This is a genomic window from Vibrio sp. 10N.247.311.12, from assembly GCF_041467515.1.
Taxonomy (GTDB): Bacteria; Pseudomonadota; Gammaproteobacteria; order Enterobacterales; family Vibrionaceae; genus Vibrio; species Vibrio crassostreae_C.
This window is the reverse complement of the sequence record NZ_JBFSUV010000045.1, coordinates 20,187-34,787: the sequence shown is the minus strand read 5'-3', so window position 1 is coordinate 34,787 and position 14,601 is coordinate 20,187. Positions and strand designations below refer to the sequence as shown.

The window sequence follows — 14,601 nt, the reverse complement described above, 5'->3', positions numbered from 1 at the left end:
TCGAATCTCGAATCTCGAATCTCGAATCTCGAATCTCGAATCTCGAATCTCGAATCTCGAATCGCTTACATGCGCTCTAGAGTGTCGATACCTAGAAGCGATAGACCTTGCTTGATCGTCTTCGCTGTTAGTGCAGCAAGCTTCAGACGGCTCTGCTTAACAGCTTTGTCTTCAGCAACTAGGATAGGGCAAGCTTCGTAGAAGCTAGAGAATTGACCAGCTAGTTCGAATAGGTAGCTACACATGATGTGTGGTTGACCTTCACGAGCAACAGACTGTACTGCTTCTTCAAACTGTAGAAGTTTCGCGATAAGCGCTTTCTCTTTCTCTTCAGTGATTTTGATTTCACCTTCAAGCGAGTCCATAGAAATGCCAGCTTTAGCAAATACAGAAGCAACACGAGTGTATGCGTACTGCATGTATGGTGCTGTGTTGCCTTCGAATGCAAGCATGTTGTCCCAATCGAACACGTAGTCAGTAGTGCGGTGCTTAGAAAGGTCTGCGTACTTAACCGCTGCCATAGCAACAGTGTTCGCGATCGCTTTCTTCTCGTCTTCTGCTAGTTCTGGGTTCTTAGATTCGATTAGCTGCGCTGCACGAACTTCGGCTTCATCAAGAAGATCAGCAAGACGAACAGTACCGCCTGCACGAGTCTTGAATGGTTTACCGTCTTTACCTAGCATCATGCCGAATGCGTGGTGCTCAAGAGAAACAGATTCTGGGATGTAACCTGCTTTACGAACGATAGTCCAAGCTTGCATTAGGTGCTGGTGTTGACGTGAGTCGATGAAGTAAAGAACGCGGTCTGCGCCTAGTTCTTCAAAACGGTATTTTGCACAAGCAATGTCGGTTGTTGTGTAAAGGAAGCCGCCGTCGCGTTTCTGGATGATAACGCCCATTGGGTCACCATCTTTGTTTTTGTATTCGTCTAGGAATACAACTTGTGCGCCGTCATCTTCTTTAGCAAGACCTTGCTCTTTCAGATCCGCAACAATAGTTGGAAGCATGTGGTTGTACATGCTTTCGCCCATTACGTCATCACGTGTTAGAGACACGTTTAGACGATCGTAGTTGCGTTGGTTTTGAATCATTGTTACGTCAACAAGCTTCTTCCACATCTCTGCGCAGAACTCGTCGCCGCTTTGCAGTTTAACAACGTAGCCACGTGCTTTAACTGCGAACTCTTCGTCTTCATCGTAGAGCTTTTTAGATTCACGGTAGAAGCCTTCAAGGTCAGCAAGTTCCATTGAAACTTCACCAGACTCAGCCTGAACGCGCTCAAGGTTTGCGATAAGCATACCGAATTGAGTACCCCAGTCACCGATGTGGTTAGCGCGGATAACGTTGTGGCCTAGAAATTCTAGAGTACGAACTACTGCATCACCGATGATAGTTGAACGTAGGTGACCAACGTGCATTTCTTTAGCAACGTTTGGCGCAGAGTAATCCGCAACAATTGTTTGTGTTTCTGCTACTGCAACACCAAGGCGAGAATCAGCCAATGCTGCGTCTGCTTGTTGTGCTAGGAAAGCTTCATCTAGGAAGATGTTAAGGAAACCTGGGCCTGCGATTTCTACTTTAGAAGCGATACCGTCTAGGTTTAGAACGTCCAATACTTTTTGAGCAAACTCTCGAGGATTAGTGCCTAGTCGCTTAGCAACGCCCATAACGCCGTTTGCTTGGTAGTCACCAAATTGTGGTTTTGCAGATTGGCGAACAGCCGCAGGAGAGCCTGCAGGTGCGCCTGCGGCTTCTAGAGCCTGAGATACTTTGTCATTAATAAGTGCTTGGATATTCACACGCGTTTCCTTCAATTCAAGGATGATAAGAGTGGCCGTTATTTCGAGGTCATTAAATTGGTTAATTATGCATCTAGTTAACGATTTAATGCCGAAATGAACAACAGACACTGTTTAAGTTCACAAAAATGGCGTTAATCATACCAATTTTGTGGGGTTTCTTATAGGTCGAATTGATAGAAAATTAACATTTCCTGAGTGGTTTTTGACAATCGACTTTTAGCAAGACGCGTTTGCATGTTTAAGGAGCGAAAAGAACATAGTTATTGAGTGTTTTTTGTAAAAGCAACGCTTGTTGCAAAAGGCAAAACTGATAACATGCAGCCATTATTTGGAGAACACAGACAATGATGATGAGCCTGAAGCAAGCTGAACTAGAACCACAACAAATGATCGCCCGCCTTGATACTTTTATGGCAAAAATCGAGAGCCTAGGAAATACATTAGGTTTGGATTTAAGCTTTGCTCAAGCGGATCATATTGCGCTGCGAATCAATGACACTGAGCTAGCGAAATCTGCCCATCAAGCGTGGTCTGAGTACGGCTCTATGATTTCTGAGGCGATGATTAATGGTCGTCCAATTGTGGTGTTGGCTTTCGATGAACCCTTGCAAAGCCTTGGCTGGAAAATTGAATGTTTGGAGCTGCCATATCCAGCAGAAGGTAAGATTTACCCAAGCCAAGATTGGGAACATGTAGAGTTTGTGATTCCTTCTCATGCCCAAACAGCTGATGAGTATCTAGCGGATCTTAAAGAAACTTACCCGCAGTTCGCTGCTAACTTTGAAACGCTGGGTGAGCAAGGCGTTAAGATCAAACTCTCTAGCCCGAAAGGCGAGGGTGAACGCTTGAATAACCCAACAGTGGCTTTTAAACATCAAGGGATTTGCATCAAGCTGCATCCACACTCTTTGAAGAAGATTGTGGAATCAGAACAGGCTTAATTTGAATAGAGAGTTGCTAGGAAAGAGATTCCTGATCTCGCCTTGGCTCGTCGGAATGACGGGGTGTTCGATGAAATTTTCCAGAGTCTATCTTTGGATAGTGACAGACTGAGCGTTCGAGAGCGTATGTTAGAGCCTATAGCTCGAAGGTTCATCACCGAGTTCGTCATTCCCGATAGCGACGAAGGAGCGTAATTGGGAATCTCGTAAAGCGAGTCTGATCATCAGATACAAAAAACGCGCGATGGGCTTTCCCTATTGCGCGTTTTTTATTGGGTTCTAACTGGAAGTCTTACCGGAAATCGAATATCCGATTTACAGAATTACAGTCTTGTTGCCGTAAACAAACACATGATCATTGATCACCTTGTTTAACGCCTTACTTAATACATTCTTCTCTACGTCACGACCGGCTTGTGCCATGTCTTTCGCGCTGAAGTTGTGATCCACAGGGATAACATCTTGCTTGATGATTGGACCTTCATCCAAATCATTCGTCACAAAGTGTGCCGTTGCGCCAATGATCTTCACGCCGCGCTCATACGCTTGTTGGTATGGCTTCGCGCCAATAAATGCTGGCAAGAAGCTGTGGTGGATATTGATGATCTTGTGGTGGTATTTTTCAACAAAACCTGGTGTCAGCACTCGCATGTACTTAGCCAAAACAAGGTAATCCGCCTCGTACTGGTCAATCACTTCTAGCATCTTCTTCTCATGTTCTTCACGGTTTAGCCCTTCGTGAGAAACATGGTGGTAAGGGATGTCAAAACGCTCGGTTAGGCTTTGTAGAATGTCGTAGTTACCGACAACGGCCGCAATTTCAACGTCTAAGCTGCCATCGAAGTTCTTCATTAGAATGTCGCCAAGGCAGTGTGCTTCCTTGGTCACGAGTATCACAACACGCTTGCGAGACGAATCAACAAGCTTACGTTTCGTATTTGGTGGCAGGGCTTGATCTAAATCGGCAAGTAAGGTTTCGTCATTGAAATACCCTTCAAGCTCGGTGCGCATAAAGAAGTGGCCACTTGTGTTATCTACGAACTCATTGTTGTGCACAATATTGAGTTGGTGTTTGTAACAAATGTTGGTGATCTTCGAGATGAGGCCTGGGGCATCAGTACAATGTGTTAGTAAAGTTTTTCTTTCCATTTGCATCTTACTTCCATGAAATGTTGCACTTATTATATGAAATCGGGATTCTTCAAATTTAATGCAGGCCGTCGAACGGTGAACTGAGCCGCAATATCACCGTTATAATTAATCTATTATCAAGTTGGTTTCAACAAATTCTGCTGCTGATTTATCGCTTTGATAAATTGTTTGATATAGAAATATCAGTTTTTAGATAGAAAAACAGGCAGAAGCTTCATTTTTAAAAGTTTTGACCGTAGTACGCATTTGAACTTCAACCGAGGCATTTACGCCTTGGCCAAAAATAGAGGTGATACTTATGGATAAAGAGTTACTAGCCAAAAAACTGTACTGCAAGCGAGTGAATTCATTGGCGAGAGGTACCGAATTAGATGGTCATGTTCTAGATGAAATGTGGGAAAGTAAGACCTCACCAACCGATGCAGCGAAAGCCATACAGCCTGGTGATAACCATTTTGAAGGTGCTCCTTGGCTATCACGTTATCTCAGTCGAAAATAAAAACGATTCTCTAATTGCTACTTCTTCAATTCTTACCTTCAAGGTAACTTAAGCCACGTCAAGCCAAACCAAACACCTCCGGTGCGAAGTCATTCTTGATTCGCGCCGGCTCACTAAACCTGCCATAATTCTCCTTCTCTTTTTCTAAACTTCGTACTCTATGATATCTAAAACGTTTTCTGCTGATGGCGCTCTGGGCAAAGCTATCCCTGGGTTTCAACCAAGACAAGCTCAGTTAGACATGGCTGAAGCGGTTTCACAAGCTATTGAAAATCAAAGCCAGTTGGTTGTTGAGGCTGGAACAGGTACTGGTAAGACGTTTGCTTACCTAGTGCCTGCGCTGCTTAGTGGCAAGAAAACCATCATTAGTACGGGGTCTAAAAACCTTCAAGAACAGCTGTTTCACCGAGATTTACCCTTGATGGTCGATGCGCTTGGCTTTTATGGTCAAGTTGCGTTGCTCAAAGGACGTTCAAACTATTTGTGTTTGGACAGACTCAGCCGCCAAATGATCGAGAGTCATGGTGCTCATACCGATCCAACGCTGCTGGCTCAGTTAGTCAAAGTTCGTAGTTGGTCGTCATCCACTCAAACGGGTGATTTAGGCGATTGTGATGATATCGCTGAAGACAGCCCGGTTATTCCAACCATTACCTCGACCAATGATAATTGCTTGGGTAAAGAGTGCCCAAGCTATACCGATTGCTTTGTGCTTAAAGCGCGTAAAAAAGCGATGGATTCCGATGTGGTGGTCGTAAACCACCACCTTTTCCTAGCTGATTTGGCGATCAAAGAAACCGGATTTGGCGAATTGATACCTGAAGCTGACGTGTTTATTTTCGATGAAGCACATCAACTTCCTGACATCGCCAGCCAGTACTTCGGACAATCGGTTTCCAGTCGACAGATCCAAGAGTTAGCCAAAGACATTGAAATTGCTTACCGAACTGAAGCCAAAGACATGCGTCAGCTACAGAAAGTAGGGGATAGGCTCGTTCAATCGTCAGCCGATCTGCGTATTGTGCTTGGTGATACCGGCTTTCGTGGTAACTGGCGCGAAGCTTTGAAATCCGAGTCGATTGCACGCGAGTTAGTTCGTTTGCAAGATGCTCTGCAACTTGCTGTTGATGTATTGAAGTTAGCACTTGGGCGAAGCCAGTTGTTAGATACCGCTTTCGAACGCGCAAATATGATTAAGTCGCGTATCGAACGTGTGTGCGATGTGTCGATCACTGGCTATTCGTATTGGTATGACACTACACCGCGCCACTTTGCTCTGCATATCACACCGCTTTCTGTCGCCGATAAATTCCACGAACAGATTGAGCTGAAGCCGGGCGCATGGGTGTTTACCTCAGCAACCTTGGCGGTGTCGGATGATTTCGAACACTTTACTTCTCGATTAGGGTTAAAACCGTCGGCACAGTTTTCACTGCCGAGCCCGTTTGATTATCCGAATCAAGCGCGCTTGTGTGTGCCTCGTTATCTTCCAGAACCGAATAGCCCCGGTCTCGCGGATAAGCTAGTAAGAATGCTGACTCCTGTGATTGAGCAAAACCAAGGCCGCTGTTTCTTCTTGTGTACTTCACACAGCATGATGAAAGAGTTGGGGGAGCGATTCCGTGAAACCCTCTCGGTTCCCGTTCTATTGCAAGGTGAGACAAGTAAGCAAAAAACCTTAGCCGAATTCATGGAATTAGGTAACGCATTGCTGGTGGCTACAGGTGCTTTCTGGGAGGGGATAGATGTTAGGGGCGACGCATTAAGCTGTGTTATCATCGATAAATTGCCCTTTACAGCCCCTGATGACCCTTTACTTAAGGCTCGAATCGAGGACTGTAAGCTAAAAGGGGGTGATCCTTTTGCACAAGTACAGTTGCCAGACGCTGTGATTACCTTGAAACAAGGTGTCGGCCGATTGATACGTGACAAGCGCGATAATGGTGCTTTGATTATTTGCGATAACCGATTGGTGACTCGCGATTACGGTGGCATATTTTTGGCGAGTTTACCGCCTATCCCTCGTACACGTGACTTAGGGGTCATTAAAGAATTCTTAGCTAAAGACCATTCAACCGCTGCTGATTAATTGGCATTGTTGAGTTTAGCCATTATTTTTAGATTAGATAACAGATATTTGAGACACAAATGAGCGCGAAAATTCTTGCAGTAGATACCGCAACTGAAAACTGTTCAGTTGCATTAGTAATGGGTGACCAGGTGTTCGCACGTAGCGAAGAGGCTCCTCGAGACCATACGAAAAAAATTCTACCTATGGTGGATGAAGTACTGAAAGAAGCGAATGTCGCTTTAACCGATATCGATGCTATCGCGTTTGGCCAAGGCCCAGGCAGTTTCACGGGTGTGCGTATTGGTATTGGTATTGCTCAAGGCTTAGCTTTTGGTGCGGATTTACCGATGATCGGTGTCTCAACACTGGCAGCGATGGCGCAAGGCAGCTACCGTAAATTTGGTGAAACTCACGTTGCGACAGCGATTGATGCGCGCATGAGTGAAGTATACTGGGCTCGTTATAGCCGTGAACAAGATGGTCGTTGGACTGCGGTTGATGCCGAATGTGTAACGCCACCAAGTGAACTGGCTGCGCAGTTAGAAGCAGATTCTGAAATATGGGCGAAAGTCGGTACCGGCTGGGAAGCTTATGCCGAGCATATGGATACACTTGCGATCAACACCAAAGCGTGTGAAGTGCTATTCCCAGAAGCTCAAGATATGGCGTTCCTTGCTCAATTTGCTTACGCAGAAGGTAAAGCGGTTGCAGCAGAAGAATCTGAGCCAGTTTATCTTCGTGACAAAGTGACTTGGAAGAAACTGCCAGGTCGCGAATAATTTTTACAAGGTTCTGATGCAAATTAGGTCTAAATGCGTATTATTTAGATTTGAGAGGGCAGATATTTAGTCATGGTATCAATTAACAACTTACCTCCTTCTTCGATAGGCAGCACGTCTAAGCCGAATCGAATTAAAAAGAAGGAGCAGGCAAAAAAATCTGATGCTAGCACTGCGGTTGGGCAACCGACTAAGGTCGCTAATGCTGTTTCTCACTCTATTCGTCAAGTTAAAGAGTCTGAACTACACAAGGCTCAAATCCAGTATGATCTTCCAGAAGGCCGAGGACGTAAGGCTATGGAAGAGTATATGGATGTAATGAATCAGGCGAAGAAAGAAGAACTTGCAAAGCTTATCGGTGTCGATATCTACATCTAGAGCTTCTTATTAATGCCTGTTTAAGGACCAGAACCATGTCAAATTATCTCTCTAAATTACGCTTAATAGCCCTTTCTCTTGGTGTCTTGGTACTTGCCGGGTGTTCATCACTTCCTAGCGAACTTGAAGCAAAATCAGAGCCTGTAATTAGTGATTACCAACAGTGGGTCGACCAACTACCGGAGGCGAAAAGTGTTCGATTGGGTGGCGTCATCTCTAAAGTAACTAACTTGAAAGATAAGACTCGAATCGAAGTTGCTAATATGCCGATTTCGAGTAGCGGTAAGCCAGACCTAGACGCAGAGCCAAGCGGACGTTTTGTAGGTTATATTGAAGGGTATGTTGAGCCTCTAAGTTTTGCAGAAGGCCGTCTGATTACACTGGTTGGTCAGTCAAGCGGAAGTGAAGATGGAAAAATAGGGGAATACCCTTACATCTTCCCTGTGATGAAAGTGGACAACCAACGACTGTGGAACATCACTGAGCGTGTTGTTGTTAACGATTTTGCACCAACCTACTACTCGTGCAGAAGTTTACATTGTCGCAGTTTTCAAACGATGCCAAGACAAGGTCGAGTGATACAGGACGTAGAGTAATTAACTTTTTAGACGTTGATTGCGCAAACAGATGGAACTAAGTGTTTGATGATTGAAAAGTCATACTCCCTTGCGAGCGGGACGCTTGCAACACAACAGATTGGCAACCCACAAACGACCGCAACGACGGTCGTTTTTATTCATGGGTGGTTGGATAATTCGTCCAGCTTTAATCCGGTTATGCAGCAAGTCGCCAAGTTTGCGCCCAATGCTCACCTTGTTGCTATCGATCTCTTCGGACACGGCTTCTCGTCGCACAAATCGGGAAGTTACTACCCATTTCATGATTATATTGATGACTTGCATCAGTTGGTGACTAAATTATCGCCAAACAGACTGGTACTGGTAGGACATTCACTTGGTGCATTGATAGCAAGTTGCTATAGTGCCGCCTTTCCTGAAAAGGTGTCAGGATTAATTCAAATTGAAGGTCACGGACCTCTTTCTGAAGCTCCCCACGAAACAGTCTCTCGCTTGAGGGATGGGGTACTCAGTCGTCTTCGACAGCGAAGAAAGCCTTCACGTCCTCTGGCAAGCCTTGAGGATGCTATTAAGCTGAGAGCTCACGCCAACCAAATTAATGCTGAATTAATCGCTCCTATTGTTGAGCGAGGTATTGTCGAGTTCGAGAACTCTTGGCAATGGCGATGCGACCCTAATCTAAAATGTGACTCGTTATATCGAATGTCACAGGCGCACGCTGAAGCGATTATGGCGGCTATTGAATGCCCTCAACTTATAATCCTAGGGAATGATGGATTCCGACATTTGCAGCATAATCGCTACAAATCAGTGCATAGTCCTCTGCATATAGAGACTGTTCCTGGCGGACATCATTGTCATTTAGAGAGCCCAGAGCTAGTTTCAGAGCTAATTCTTGGTGTAGTTAACAAAATTTAAACAAGTGTTTGAGCCTTTTAGTGCTCATGCACTAAAGCTGTGCTGTAATACCGCAATGATAAAAAGCGGCGAAGCAGTCGTCAGCTGATAAACGAGGAGTAACATCGTGGATAAACCTTGGCTTTCACGTTATCCAAGTGACGTACCAGAAACGATCAACCCAGATCAGTACCCATCTCTTGTAGAAATGTTTGAACAGTCGGTACAGAAGTACGCGGACCAACCTGCATTCGAGAACATGGGCTCGATTATGACATTCCGTAAGCTTGAAGAGCGCAGCCGTGCTTTTGCCGCTTACCTACAGAATGACTTGAAACTGAAGAAGGGCGATCGCGTCGCGCTAATGATGCCAAACCTACTGCAATACCCAATTGCACTATTTGGTGTATTGCGTGCAGGTATGATTGCAGTGAACGTCAACCCACTGTACACACCTCGTGAGCTTGAACATCAACTGAACGATTCTGGTGCAAAGGCGATTGTTATCGTATCTAACTTTGCGAGCACGCTAGAGAAAGTCGTTGATAATACGCCGGTTAAACACGTTGTTCTAACCAGCCTAGGGCAAATGCTGCCACGCGCGAAAGGGACCATTGTCGACTTCGTAGTGAAATACGTAAAAGGCATGGTGCCTAAGTATGATCTGCCGGGTGCTATCTCATTCAGAAAAGCGCTGCACAAAGGCCGTCGTCTTCAATATGTGAAGCCGTTCATGGCGGGTGATGACATCGCGTTCCTACAGTACACAGGTGGTACTACGGGTGTAGCGAAGGGCGCAATCCTAACGCACCGCAATATGATTGCGAACGTACTGCAAGCGAAAGGGGCTTACGGTCCTGTCCTTCAAGAAGGCCGCGAGTTGGTTGTAACGGCATTACCGCTTTACCACGTATTTGCACTGACGGTGAACTGCTTACTGTTTGTAGAGATGGGTGGCCGTAACCTTCTAATTACTAATCCTCGTGACATTCCTGGCTTTATTAAAGAGCTGCAAAAGGTTCCGTTTACCGCAATTACCGGCGTAAACACCTTGTTTAATGCGCTAGTTAATAACGAAGATTTCCACGAGTTGGATTTCAGTAACCTACGCCTATCTGTTGGCGGCGGCATGGCGGTTCAACGCGCTGTTGCTGAGCAATGGAAGAAAGCGACAGGCATTCACCTATTGGAAGGCTATGGCTTAACTGAGTGTTCACCACTGGTAACGGGTAACCCATACGACCTGAAAGACTACACAGGTGCTATCGGCCTACCAGTACCATCGACAGAAGTTCGTATTGTTGATGATGAAGGTAAGGTTATTGCTAATGACCAAGTAGGCGAGCTACAAGTTCGTGGCCCTCAAGTTATGCAAGGTTACTGGCAGCGCCCTGAAGCGACCAAAGAAGTGATCGATCAAGACGGTTGGTTATCGACAGGTGACATCGTTAAGTTTGATGACGAAGGCTTGTTGTACATCGTTGACCGTAAGAAGGACATGATTCTTGTATCAGGCTTCAACGTCTACCCGAACGAGATTGAAGACGTTGTGGCTCTGCATGGTAAAGTGCTTGAAGTAGCAGCTATCGGTCAACCTCATGAAGTGTCTGGTGAATTGGTTAAGATCTACGTTGTGAAGCGTGACCCTAGCCTGACCAAAGAAGACATTATCGCGCACTGTCGTGAGCACTTAACGGGTTACAAAATCCCTAAATTAGTCGAGTTCAGAGATGATCTTCCAAAGACTAACGTAGGTAAGATCTTACGCCGCGTACTGCGTGAAGAAAACGATGCAGAACTTGCGAAACGCGCTAGCGAATAATTAGCCCGTTTGCGCGAAAGTACTGCACCAAAACCATTGAGGCGCTTAATCTAAGCGAGCGCTGAAAAATGGTGTTAGAATGCCGACAGTTAATGTCGGCATTTTTGTATCCGGCGATCAAATAGAAACCTGTGAGAGTTTTTGTGGATTATCAAATCATTACCCAATTGAAAGACCTTGAGCGAGTTTGCCAACAAGCACGTGAAGCCGATGTCGTTATGCTTGATACGGAGTTCGTTCGTACTAGAACCTATTACCCTCAATTAGGCTTGATTCAGTTATTTGATGGTGAAACGCTGTCACTGATTGACCCTATTGCTCTTGATGACATGACACCGTTCGTTACCTTGTTGAAAGACGCATCAGTATTGAAAGTGCTGCACGCGTGCGGTGAAGATTTGGAAGTGTTCCAGAACGCATTTGGCTGTACACCAACACCAATGGTTGATACACAGATCATGGCGGCTTTCTTAGGTCATGGTTTATCAACGGGCTTTGCTGCTCTGGTTTCAGAGTTTGTCGGTGTCGATCTCGATAAGAGTGAATCTCGCACAGACTGGCTAGCGCGTCCGCTTTCTCAAAAACAATTGGACTACGCAGCAGCAGACGTGCATTACCTAATGCCAATGTACAACAAGCTTCTAGAAAAAGTGATGGAAGCTGGCTGGTGGGAAGCGGCTCAGCAAGAGTCTGATTTACAAGTTGCCAAGCGCATTCGTAAAGTAAACCCAGATACAGCCTACCTTGATATTAAAGGGGCGTGGCAGCTTAAACCTAAGCAATTAGCGATCTTACGACCTCTAGCAACTTGGCGTCTAAAAGAAGCAATCAAGCGCGATTTAGCGCTGAACTTTGTCTTCAAAGAACAAGACCTATGGGCTGTGGCGCGTTTTGCGATGAAAGATCCCAAGCACATGGAGCAAGAGGGTTTTGATTACCGCTCTGTGCGTCGCCATGGTGCGAAGATCAGCTCAATTGTTAAGTTAGCTGAACATACACCAGAAGAAGAGTACCCAGCACCAGTAGAACGTCTAATGGACTTCCCTGGCTACAAGCAACTCTTCAAAGTGCTGAAAGATGAAGTGAAAACAGCATCACAACACAGTGGTTTGGCGACGGAATTCTTGGCATCGAAGAAGCAACTTAACCAAATGTTAAGCTGGGTGTGGAAGCACGATCGTAACCCAGAAAAGCTGCCTGATGTTATGCAAGGCTGGCGTTTAGATGTGGTTGGCGAAAAGCTGAGTAAAGCGATCAAATAACCGCTTGCTGCTTTAAAGCCTAACTTAGTTACAGTTATAAACTGCAGATACAAAAAAGAGAGCCTAGGCTCTCTTTTTTATTCAATCAATACAAGCAAGTGTATTACCTGCCAATCTTGTTCAGAAAGATTATCGATCTTCTTCTGGAAGCTTAACATTCAACTCTAACACTGAGATGTCGTCATCTTTGTGTTCAAAAGTCAGATCAACCATTGATGGATCGACCTCAACGTACTTGGCAATACACTTCAAGATGTCTTCTTTTAGTTGCGGCAGGTAAGACGGCGCTGGGTCGTCATGGCTGCGTCGTTCGGCAACAATGATCTGCAAACGTTCTTTGGCTAGGTTTGCGGTTGTCTTTTTCTGTGGTCTAAAAAACTCTAATAATGACATTGTGCATTAGCCCCCGAACAGTCGTTTGAAGATGCCTTTCTTCTGTTCCGTTAAGAAGCGGAAGTCAACTTGGCTACCCAGTAGTCGCTCTACAGTATCATTGTAAGCCATACCTGCGTCGGTTGCTTCGTCAAAGATAACTGGAACACCCTTGTTCGATGCGTTCAGTACCGCTTGGCTCTCTGGAATTACACCCAGTAGAGAGATGTGCAGGATTTCTTCAACGTCTTCAACACTGAGCATCTCACCTTGAGTTACACGTGCTGGGTTGTAGCGAGTCAATAGAAGGTGTGTTTTCACTGGCTCTAAGCCGTCTTCAGAACGACGAGATTTAGAGTCAAGAATACCTAGAATACGGTCTGAATCGCGTACTGAAGAGACTTCTGGGTTGGTGGTTACAATCGCTTCATCAGCGAAGTACAACGCCATAAGAGCGCCTTGTTCGATACCCGCAGGAGAATCACAGATGATGAAATCAAAGCCCATTTCATCCAGTTCATCAAATACACGACGAACACCATCTTTTGTTAGTGCGTCTTTATCACGAGTTTGAGAAGCAGGAAGAATGAACAGGTTCTCTGTGCGCTTGTCTTTGATCATCGCTTGGTTCAGCGTCGCTTCACCATTGATAACATTAACGAAGTCGTACACAACACGACGCTCACAACCCATGATTAAATCTAGGTTACGCAGACCGATATCAAAGTCGATAACTGCGGTTTTCTTTCCTTTTAAAGCCAGACCCGAGGCAATAGCTGCACTGGAGGTCGTTTTGCCTACCCCGCCTTTACCTGACGTTACAACGATAATGCGTGCCATTCTGTTTTCCTTTTATTTCTCTTATATTGCGAGGACATCAACGTGTAATACATCGTTTGCCATACTGAACATGGTTTTCTTCTGCCAGTACTCGCTTTCAATTTGATCGCTGAGCCAGTAATTTCCAGCAATGGAAACCAGCTCGGCTTGTAAGTCATTACAAATTATTTTTGCTTCAGTTTGACCACTTGCACCTGCAATCGCACGGCCGCGTAAAGTGCCATGAATATGGATGCTGCCATCGGCAATCACTTCCGCGCCTGCACTCACATGGCTGAGTATCAATAGATCGCCATCTTTCGCATAAACCTGCTGACCAGAACGAATAGGGGTTCTAATCACCTTGATTGGTGCCATTTTCGCTGGAGCTTGAGATGGCGACTTGCTTGCCGTCATCACTGCAAAACCGGCTTCTTTAGCGAGGTTTTGCATTCGCTTATCAGAACAGCCTGCCACACCAACCGGGATCATGCCCGCTTGAGATATACCATTTTTAAGTTGCACAAAATCGATATCGCCCGCGACTTTACTGATGTTGATAACAACAGGTGCGGCAGCGAAAAACGTAGGTGCTTGGTCTACTTTCTCTTGAAGAAAAGAGACTGCATTTTCGACTTGATCATCGGATAAGTGCAAAACAGATAGCGTAAAGCTGCTACCTTTTAGATCTGGGTTACTAGACATCGAAAAACTACAGGACCTCAATAGCGGATTAGTACAATTTCTTTATCAATAAAATAAAGGGCATTGCCTGAAACTAGGTTTATCATGTTATATTCCCAAACCAAGCACAGCAAGTAATCTTGTTGTCAAATGGACGTTTTGTTCCCAATATTTCCCTAACATAAACTATTGATCTCGCAAGTGAGAGTTTTGTAGTCATAATCAATTAAAAGGTTTGTCATGCTGTGTTCTATATATAAAAGCTCAAAGAAAGAAGGAACATACCTTTATATCCCTAAGAAGGATGATTTTTCACAAGTTCCTGACGCATTGATGCAAATGTTTGGTAAACCTAGTTTTGTAATGGTAATTAAAATGGATGGCCGTAAACTGGCTCAAGTAAACATCGAAAAAGTGAAAGAATCACTGAATACCGATGGTTTCTTTTTACAGGTTCCGCCACCACCAGTTAACGAACTTGAGCTTCATAAAGAGCGTAAAGCTCAACAGAAATCTCAAGACGAAGAGTGATAGCCACCTCAATT

At 45.1% G+C, this 14,601-nt stretch carries 15 protein-coding genes; 10 read left to right on the top strand and 5 right to left on the bottom strand.

Going from position 1 to position 14,601, the window contains the following annotated elements; translation table 11 throughout:
- Nucleotides 1–65: 65 nt before the first annotated feature.
- Nucleotides 66–1,799 carry an arginine--tRNA ligase gene (gene argS / locus AB6E30_RS18105; RefSeq protein WP_017062384.1) on the bottom strand — a complete coding sequence of 578 codons (1,734 nt, stop codon included), beginning with the start codon at nucleotides 1,797–1,799 and terminating at the stop codon, nucleotides 66–68.
- Between the two features lie 347 nt (nucleotides 1,800–2,146).
- On the opposite strand from argS, the gene AB6E30_RS18100 reads away from it, so the two are divergent.
- Nucleotides 2,147–2,743 carry a VOC family protein gene (locus tag AB6E30_RS18100; RefSeq protein ID WP_017070298.1) on the top strand — a complete coding sequence of 199 codons (597 nt, stop codon included), beginning with the start codon at nucleotides 2,147–2,149 and terminating at the stop codon, nucleotides 2,741–2,743.
- Between the two features lie 315 nt (nucleotides 2,744–3,058).
- Here AB6E30_RS18100 and purU read toward each other — a convergent pair whose 3' ends face one another.
- Nucleotides 3,059–3,892: a formyltetrahydrofolate deformylase gene (gene purU / locus AB6E30_RS18095; RefSeq protein ID WP_029235356.1), complete on the bottom strand. Its 834-nt coding sequence runs from the start codon at nucleotides 3,890–3,892 to the stop codon at nucleotides 3,059–3,061.
- A gap of 301 nt (nucleotides 3,893–4,193) precedes the next feature.
- Between purU and AB6E30_RS18090 the strand changes: the two genes are divergently transcribed.
- From AB6E30_RS18090 to rnd, 8 genes are all read left to right on the top strand, one after another.
- The gene (locus AB6E30_RS18090) at nucleotides 4,194–4,394 is read left to right on the top strand and encodes a hypothetical protein (protein ID WP_017062381.1); all 201 of its coding nucleotides are present in this window, start codon (nucleotides 4,194–4,196) and stop codon (nucleotides 4,392–4,394) included.
- 160 nt (nucleotides 4,395–4,554) lie between these two features.
- A complete protein-coding gene (locus tag AB6E30_RS18085; protein WP_372104726.1) occupies nucleotides 4,555–6,483 on the top strand; it encodes an ATP-dependent DNA helicase in 1,929 nt (642 codons plus the stop codon).
- 59 nt (nucleotides 6,484–6,542) lie between these two features.
- Nucleotides 6,543–7,244: a tRNA (adenosine(37)-N6)-threonylcarbamoyltransferase complex dimerization subunit type 1 TsaB gene (gene tsaB, locus AB6E30_RS18080; RefSeq protein WP_171732101.1), complete on the top strand. Its 702-nt coding sequence runs from the start codon at nucleotides 6,543–6,545 to the stop codon at nucleotides 7,242–7,244.
- A gap of 72 nt (nucleotides 7,245–7,316) precedes the next feature.
- Nucleotides 7,317–7,622: a hypothetical protein gene (locus AB6E30_RS18075; RefSeq protein ID WP_017062378.1), complete on the top strand. Its 306-nt coding sequence runs from the start codon at nucleotides 7,317–7,319 to the stop codon at nucleotides 7,620–7,622.
- A gap of 35 nt (nucleotides 7,623–7,657) precedes the next feature.
- The gene (locus AB6E30_RS18070) at nucleotides 7,658–8,218 is read left to right on the top strand and encodes a Slp family lipoprotein (protein WP_017067373.1); all 561 of its coding nucleotides are present in this window, start codon (nucleotides 7,658–7,660) and stop codon (nucleotides 8,216–8,218) included.
- A gap of 48 nt (nucleotides 8,219–8,266) precedes the next feature.
- Entirely contained in the window at nucleotides 8,267–9,118 is an 852-nt protein-coding gene (locus AB6E30_RS18065; RefSeq protein WP_372104737.1) for an alpha/beta fold hydrolase, read from the top strand.
- Nucleotides 9,119–9,224: 106 nt separating this feature from the next.
- Nucleotides 9,225–10,919, top strand: a complete 1,695-nt coding sequence (gene fadD, locus AB6E30_RS18060; protein ID WP_017062375.1) for a long-chain-fatty-acid--CoA ligase FadD — start codon at nucleotides 9,225–9,227, stop codon at nucleotides 10,917–10,919.
- Between the two features lie 143 nt (nucleotides 10,920–11,062).
- Nucleotides 11,063–12,181, top strand: a complete 1,119-nt coding sequence (gene rnd, locus AB6E30_RS18055) for a ribonuclease D (RefSeq protein ID WP_017062374.1) — start codon at nucleotides 11,063–11,065, stop codon at nucleotides 12,179–12,181.
- Nucleotides 12,182–12,310: 129 nt separating this feature from the next.
- Here rnd and minE read toward each other — a convergent pair whose 3' ends face one another.
- From minE to minC, 3 genes are read right to left on the bottom strand one after another with little or no spacing between them, the layout of a single operon-like run.
- Nucleotides 12,311–12,574 (bottom strand): cell division topological specificity factor MinE, encoded by a 264-nt coding sequence (minE, locus tag AB6E30_RS18050; RefSeq protein WP_010436847.1) that lies wholly within the window; start codon nucleotides 12,572–12,574, stop codon nucleotides 12,311–12,313.
- 6 nt (nucleotides 12,575–12,580) lie between these two features.
- On the bottom strand, nucleotides 12,581–13,393 hold the full coding sequence (gene minD, locus AB6E30_RS18045; protein ID WP_009848498.1) for a septum site-determining protein MinD: 813 nt from the start codon (nucleotides 13,391–13,393) through the stop codon (nucleotides 12,581–12,583).
- A gap of 21 nt (nucleotides 13,394–13,414) precedes the next feature.
- Complete coding sequence (gene minC, locus AB6E30_RS18040) at nucleotides 13,415–14,077, bottom strand: septum site-determining protein MinC (RefSeq protein WP_017063419.1); 663 nt, start codon at nucleotides 14,075–14,077, stop codon at nucleotides 13,415–13,417.
- Between the two features lie 219 nt (nucleotides 14,078–14,296).
- Here minC and AB6E30_RS18035 point away from each other — a divergent pair, with 219 nt between their 5' ends.
- A complete protein-coding gene (locus tag AB6E30_RS18035; protein WP_017062372.1) occupies nucleotides 14,297–14,587 on the top strand; it encodes a YcgL domain-containing protein in 291 nt (96 codons plus the stop codon).
- Nucleotides 14,588–14,601: the final 14 nt, after the last annotated feature.

Bases quoted from the DNA above. Each gene is read 5' to 3' on its own strand.
- AB6E30_RS18090 (WP_017062381.1), top strand. From the start codon at position 4,194: ATGGATAAAGAGTTACTAGCCAAAAAACTGTACTGCAAGCGAGTGAAT.
- minD (WP_009848498.1), bottom strand. From the start codon at position 13,393: ATGGCACGCATTATCGTTGTAACGTCAGGTAAAGGCGGGGTAGGCAAA.
- purU (WP_029235356.1), bottom strand. From the start codon at position 3,892: ATGGAAAGAAAAACTTTACTAACACATTGTACTGATGCCCCAGGCCTC.
- AB6E30_RS18100 (WP_017070298.1), top strand. From the start codon at position 2,147: ATGATGATGAGCCTGAAGCAAGCTGAACTAGAACCACAACAAATGATC.
- AB6E30_RS18070 (WP_017067373.1), top strand. From the start codon at position 7,658: ATGTCAAATTATCTCTCTAAATTACGCTTAATAGCCCTTTCTCTTGGT.
- tsaB (WP_171732101.1), top strand. From the start codon at position 6,543: ATGAGCGCGAAAATTCTTGCAGTAGATACCGCAACTGAAAACTGTTCA.
- AB6E30_RS18075 (WP_017062378.1), top strand. From the start codon at position 7,317: ATGGTATCAATTAACAACTTACCTCCTTCTTCGATAGGCAGCACGTCT.
- minC (WP_017063419.1), bottom strand. From the start codon at position 14,077: ATGTCTAGTAACCCAGATCTAAAAGGTAGCAGCTTTACGCTATCTGTT.
- AB6E30_RS18035 (WP_017062372.1), top strand. From the start codon at position 14,297: ATGCTGTGTTCTATATATAAAAGCTCAAAGAAAGAAGGAACATACCTT.
- AB6E30_RS18065 (WP_372104737.1), top strand. From the start codon at position 8,267: ATGATTGAAAAGTCATACTCCCTTGCGAGCGGGACGCTTGCAACACAA.
- minE (WP_010436847.1), bottom strand. From the start codon at position 12,574: ATGTCATTATTAGAGTTTTTTAGACCACAGAAAAAGACAACCGCAAAC.
- AB6E30_RS18085 (WP_372104726.1), top strand. From the start codon at position 4,555: ATGATATCTAAAACGTTTTCTGCTGATGGCGCTCTGGGCAAAGCTATC.